This window comes from Nostoc cf. edaphicum LEGE 07299 (genome assembly GCF_015207245.1).
Lineage (GTDB): Bacteria > Cyanobacteriota > Cyanobacteriia > Cyanobacteriales > Nostocaceae > Nostoc > Nostoc edaphicum_B.
Genome location: NZ_JADEXF010000267.1, coordinates 1 through 5,896, shown reverse-complemented (window position 1 = coordinate 5,896; position 5,896 = coordinate 1). Strand labels below are relative to the sequence as shown.

Annotated in this window: 3 protein-coding genes; all 3 read right to left on the bottom strand. The window is 40.6% G+C overall.

What is annotated here, in order from left to right; translation table 11 throughout:
* Positions 1 to 525 (bottom strand): carbonic anhydrase (locus IQ229_RS10055; RefSeq protein ID WP_194043327.1); only part of this gene is annotated, 525 nt, incomplete at its 3' end.
* Positions 526 to 1,782: 1,257 nt separating this feature from the next.
* Entirely contained in the window at positions 1,783 to 2,034 is a 252-nt protein-coding gene (locus IQ229_RS10050) for a transposase (RefSeq protein ID WP_194043325.1), read from the bottom strand.
* Between the two features lie 110 nt (positions 2,035 to 2,144).
* Positions 2,145 to 5,896, bottom strand: a 3,752-nt coding sequence (locus IQ229_RS10045; RefSeq protein ID WP_194043323.1) for a diguanylate cyclase domain-containing protein, incomplete at its 5' end; no start/stop codon positions are given.

The following is a 5,896-nucleotide window of genomic DNA, read 5'->3' as shown; positions in this document are numbered from 1 at the left end:
GCCCTCAATAATCAAACCAATTCTGCCAGGAAGTGGTTCGTTTTTGATTGCTTCTGCTACTGCACCGCATCTTCTATGACCCAAAACCATAATCAACTGCGAACCCAATACTGCTGTAGAGTATTCCAGACTACCTATAATCGTGTCACTGACAACATTACCCGCAACTCGCACGACAAATAAATCTCCAATTCCTTGATCGAAGACAATTTCCGCAGGTACTCTAGAATCTGCACAGCCCAATATGGCGGCAAAGGGATACTGAGCTTTAGCAACTAATCGTAGGTGTTCTAGTGATTGATCGGGATATTGACGTTTTTGATGGATAAATCTTTGATTACCATCAAGCAAGCGTCTGATGGCTTCATTTGGACTGATTAAATTAGGGTTAACTGGGTGAATATCAGCAACAGCAGTTTGCTCTGTATTCCAAAAGCTATCGCCAAAAGTAATAGCTGCAATACCTACGACACTGGCAAATTTCAAGAAATTACGTCGTCCGACAAATCCATTAATTCGACTCATCAATCTACCTGACAACAACAAAACTGTTCCCAAGAAGATATCAGGCTTAAGTAAGATGCAAGAGTACTTGATTACACGGTTTAAGAGTAATTTAATATTCGCATGATTTAGAGTGATTAAAATCCAATACAGTTCAGTTAGCGCCAAAAATATTAAACTGTATAAGTTGGGTAGCTATTTCGCCCTTGCGGTTTCTCGACTTAAAGCAAGTGGCGTTTGAGGAACGAAACCAAACATTTACTGGGCTTTGTTGGGTTCCGCTTTGCTTAACCCAACCTACAACTGTATTGGATTATAATCCAGTCTGCGTTAGCGAGCAAAGATACTTGTTAAAGTGGCTTTATGACTCTTTTTCTAAATTAGAGTAATCAGTAAATCCATCGATTTTTTAAAAGTTTTTATACCTAGTTTTGATACTTAGATTGTGTACTTAACTCAGTTGAAATCTTCTGAAAATATAGAGATATTATCTTTTAACCTATTACTCAGTATTCAGACGATACTCCTAGCTATTTAAGAGGATGTTTGAAAAGTATCGAGCGAATAGAATTCGGTAATACACAAACTCTCGTCCACCTCCGTAGACTAATCCAAAACAAGGGTTTTGCCTGTGTAGCCGCGATTTCCAATTGCCCAGGTCATGATAAATTAGATTTTTCAAACAACCTCTAAAAGCATAAGCGTAGCTAGTCTCGTTTTTGCTTCCTGATTCACTCAGGCACAAAGTTCTGTTCTGATATTCATTTTCAAAAGTTTGTGGTTGGCTGAAATTGGTTCTCTGACTAATGATGTATTGTTTCTAGTCAAATTTAAAGTACTTTTATCTAAACTCAGGTTAGGCATCTCTTGCCAGCAGTGACGGCAGAACCAGTAGGTTTTTTGTAAACGAATGTGACGAAGCATTTGGTTGGAACAGCAAGGGCAGTTTGTCATAGTATTGTTGTTTTATTAAAAAAGTTAAACACAAAGGAGTAGTTTGCTCTTGGCTTCACTACCAATAGCTTTAATTTATAAACATAAAATAAAGAACTAATAAAGAAATGAAAGCAGTTAAAAAACTTTAGAAAATATTAACAATTGCTTGATTAGCATAGGGTGGCAAGAACCGCAGGCATCGCTCACTCTCCAGTATTTCTCGGTTAAGGGGCAAAAGGAAAAGAAAAACCTTTAACCCAAACCCAGTAACCTTTTCCCATTAAAAATGCCTAACCGAGAAGTATTGTCTCACTCTCTAAGAGGGTGTTTATAAAATAAATATTAAGTAGTGGAGCCCGCTGGAAGCGATCGCAATACTGTGTAAATTTTTTGCCATACCCCTTTACGCTCCCAGCGTCGGAAATATGAATATACCGTAAGACAAGCAGGTAAATCATCAGGCATCATTCGCCACGAGCAACCTGCACGTAATATATAAAAGATCGCATTTACTACCTCCCCCATATCTACTTCACGCTTTTTTCTACGCTTTCGCTGACGATAACCGGAATCATTGATTTTATCAAATCCCATTCGACATCAGAAACGTCTGTTGGATAAGCTTTTCGAGCCATTCCAACCGATTCAAATACTATGACTGTCTTTTTTAAAATACCTGTGATGGGGAATAACTAGGCTGCTCTTTATTTTTTATTTATAAACACCCTCTTAGAGAGTCTATTTATACAAGAACGATTACGCCCGTTTGCTTTGGCTTGATAAAGGGCTTGATCTGCTGCCTCAATCAAATCCAAAGGAACCATATTAGATGTCGGAATCACTGTGGCAATTCCGATACTCAAGGTGACGTGGTGCCTCACAGGCGATGCCGCATGGGGAATATTTAGCTGTTCTATAGCTTTATGAATTTCTTGGGCAACGTGAAAAGCCCCATCACTAGTAGTGTTAGGCAAGATGACAGCAAACTCTTCTCCACCATAACGAGCAGCTAAATCTCTAGAACGTTTGACACTTTGTTTGAAAGCTTGGGCAATAAAGCGCAAACAATCATCTCCGGTCGCATGACCATAAGTATCGTTATATTGTTTAAAATAATCAATATCGCATAAAAGTAGTGAAACAAAACCTTGTTCTCGTAAAAGGTATTGCCAGACAGAATTAAGCTTAATATCAAAACATCGGCGATTGGCGATTTGAGTTAATTCATCCACCATTACCATATTTTCAAGCTGCTGGTTGGCACGCTGCAATTGTTGATAAAGTTCTGATTGCTGAATAGCGATCGCTACCTGCGTTGCCAATTGCTGAAGCAGTTCGCTTGCCCAAGGTTGCCACTGACGCGGGGCGCTGCAATGATGAGCAACCAAAAGACCCCAAAGGCGATCGCCTTGTAAAATTGGTACAACTAGCTTGGCTCTGACTTGCAACTTTTCCAATAACTCTACATGACAAGGGGCAAATCCAGCGGTGTAGATGTCTGGAGTAACTCTGAGCGTACTTTCTTGATAAGACTTTCCCTGTATTTTTACAAAATAACTGTCTGTAATTTCCATATTCAAAATCGATTGCCAACCTGTTGCTATAGACTCCGTGACAATCACACCACTCCAATCACGATTAAAGCGATAGATGATGACGCGATCGGTTTGCAAAAAATGTCGAACTTCAGCAACAGTTGTGTTTAAGATTTCATTCAAGTCTAAAGACCTACGGATATGTTGAGCGATCGCATAGACCATGCGTTCCCGTTCTGTTTGCTGTTGCAGGGCAATTTGCGCCTGTTTGCGGTCTGTGATATCTGTAAATGATGTCACCACCGCAGATGGTTTTGATTCATCGGATTCAAACAATGGCTGAGAATTGATTGAAATCCAAGTCAAACTGCCATCAGGTTTATGAACTCCCATAATCACGTTAAATTGGGGTTGTCCGGTGCGTAAGGTGACAATTGCGGGGTGAGTTTCACCTGGAAAAGAAGTACCATCTTCATGAATAGCTCGCCATAGCAAAGCGATGGAAGTTCGCCCCATCATTTGATCAGCTCTTAACCCTAAAATTCTTTCGGCACTGTCATTACAGGTGATAATGCGTCCATCAGCTTGCTGTAGGACAATACCTTCTGCCATCGCTGTAATTACGGAACGATAGCGTTGTTCGCTTTCTCGCAGCGCTTCTTCCATACGCTTGCGTTCAGTAATATCAGTATGAGTTCCTAGCATTCGTAGGGGAAAACCATTCTTGGCGCGACTCGAAACTTGACCCCGATCTAGAATCCACTTGTAGGTTCCATCCTTGCACTTAATCCGATATTCACTGACATATTGTTGGGTTTCACCGGACAAATGCTTGCTAATCTCCTCGTAAACCCTCGCCTTATCATCGGAGTGAACGCGTTGTTCCCATTCACTGAGGGTAGTTCCAATTTCATGCTCTGTAAACCCTAACATTTCTTTCCATCGTCGGGAAAAAAAGACTTCGTTAGTTTCAGCATTCAAATCCCAAACTCCGTCGCCATTTCCTTCCAAGGCATACTGCCATCTTTCTTCACTGGTTTTGAGTGCGGCTTCGATTTGTTTACGTGAGGTGATGTCTTCAAAAATGTATAACCGCCCAAAGTATCGATCCTGAATATCCCGAATTTGACTGGAAAAGCGGCGAATAGTCCGCCCATCGACAAATAAAATCTCATCCTCAATCGTGCAGCGATTTTCTTCAGACTGCAACGGTTTATAAGATTCGACAAATGCCGATACATCGACAACTGAAGATATACAATCAGGAATAATCTGATTATTTTTTAAAGCACCCAAACGCATTTGGTCTTCTAGATGTTCGATGCCCCAAATTTTACAGAAATGGTGATTTAAATAGAGGATTTCATCGGTACGATTGTCAACAACAAAAAATCCTAGCAAAGAAGTTTCAGTCATAGAACGCAGCAAAGCTTCCCGCCAACGCAATTCTGATTCTGTACGTTGGTGTTCTTGTAGTGCAGCTTGTTGCTTGGTAATATTCTTTTCGTTGACGAGGATGATGGAGTTACCCGTTACTGGATCTCGCGTAGATCGTATATCCATCCCATGCCATTGAATCCCTTCAGTGGTGAACACCTGAGCCTCTATGCTGAACACCTCACCGAAATTAATCGCTTTGATAGCTTGTTGTCCAATACTCTTGTCAACAAAGTGACTCAGGAAAATATTCTCAGCTGACGATTTAGGGTACAGGGTATCCCGATAACAGCGGAAGGCTGCCGGGTTTTGCATCAAAGGTACACCATCCATCGTGTAAAGGGAGACGATCGCTGTGGTGTGACGTAGGGCTTCAATCGATCTGAGTGTTTCTCGATCGATCTGATTGATAATTTCTGTTGATCCTTCAACCAACATCGCCATTCGCCCTTCTTCAATTTTAATTCCAGAAAAGATGCAGCGCAGAGAAACAGGTTTTCCTTCTGGGTAAAATGTCCAGTTTTCAGTGATGGTTTTCCCTTGCTGAAATTCTTGCAAATAGTTTTGCATTCGAGTGTGAGTAAACTGGGAAATATCACTGAAGTTGCGATTGAGCAATTCTTCTCGACTTTGAGCATTCCAAATATGCAGAGCGGATTGATTCGCCCACCACATCTGCAAGTTTTGAATATCATAAATCCAAACTGGAGTTTGTAATCGGTCAAATGCAGTCAATTCTGCAACTGATATATTTTTTGGCAATGCTGTTCTTGTTATAATAAATTTTCTAAAATTTTGATACAGAGTTCTTTTGATTGACCTCAACTTCAACTTTGGCTGAACTGTCAAATTTTTCAGGTTTTGATTGAGTTGCAGTGTTAGTTTTTGGCAAGATGTAGCCCTTTGCTGGTGGCGTTCTGCTTCCCCAAGAGCAATTCCTAGCTCTGCGGCTATCAGTTGGAAATACTCAATTTCTAAAGAACTCCAATGACGTGAGCCACTACACTGGTGAGCAATTACTAAGCCCCATAAATGAGGATATGTACTAGAAACTCCATCAATTTCTTGATTATTGACTAAAATTGGTACTACTAAATTAGCTCGAATCTGCAAGTCTGTTAAGAGTTTTTTGTGACAAGGGTCAAGGGTTGTAGTATGAGTGTCTTCAATAACACCAACGCTTCCATCTCGATATCGCTCTACCCATGTTGCATTGAAGCAAGGATCGTAAATTAATTGCCCTAGAATCGGTTTCCATCCATTACTTACAGACTCTTCTGCGATGACTCCATCTCCATCCGGCAAAAAACGATAGATAATGGCGCGATCGCTTTCTAATGTTGTTCTAACTTCGCTGACAATAATCTTGAAAATTTCACTCACTTCAAGTGACTGATGAATTTGATCCGCCAGCATCCTAATTCGATCGAGGATTTGCTTTAAATCAATTTCAGAACCCGATAGACGATTGAAGAGCATAGCAA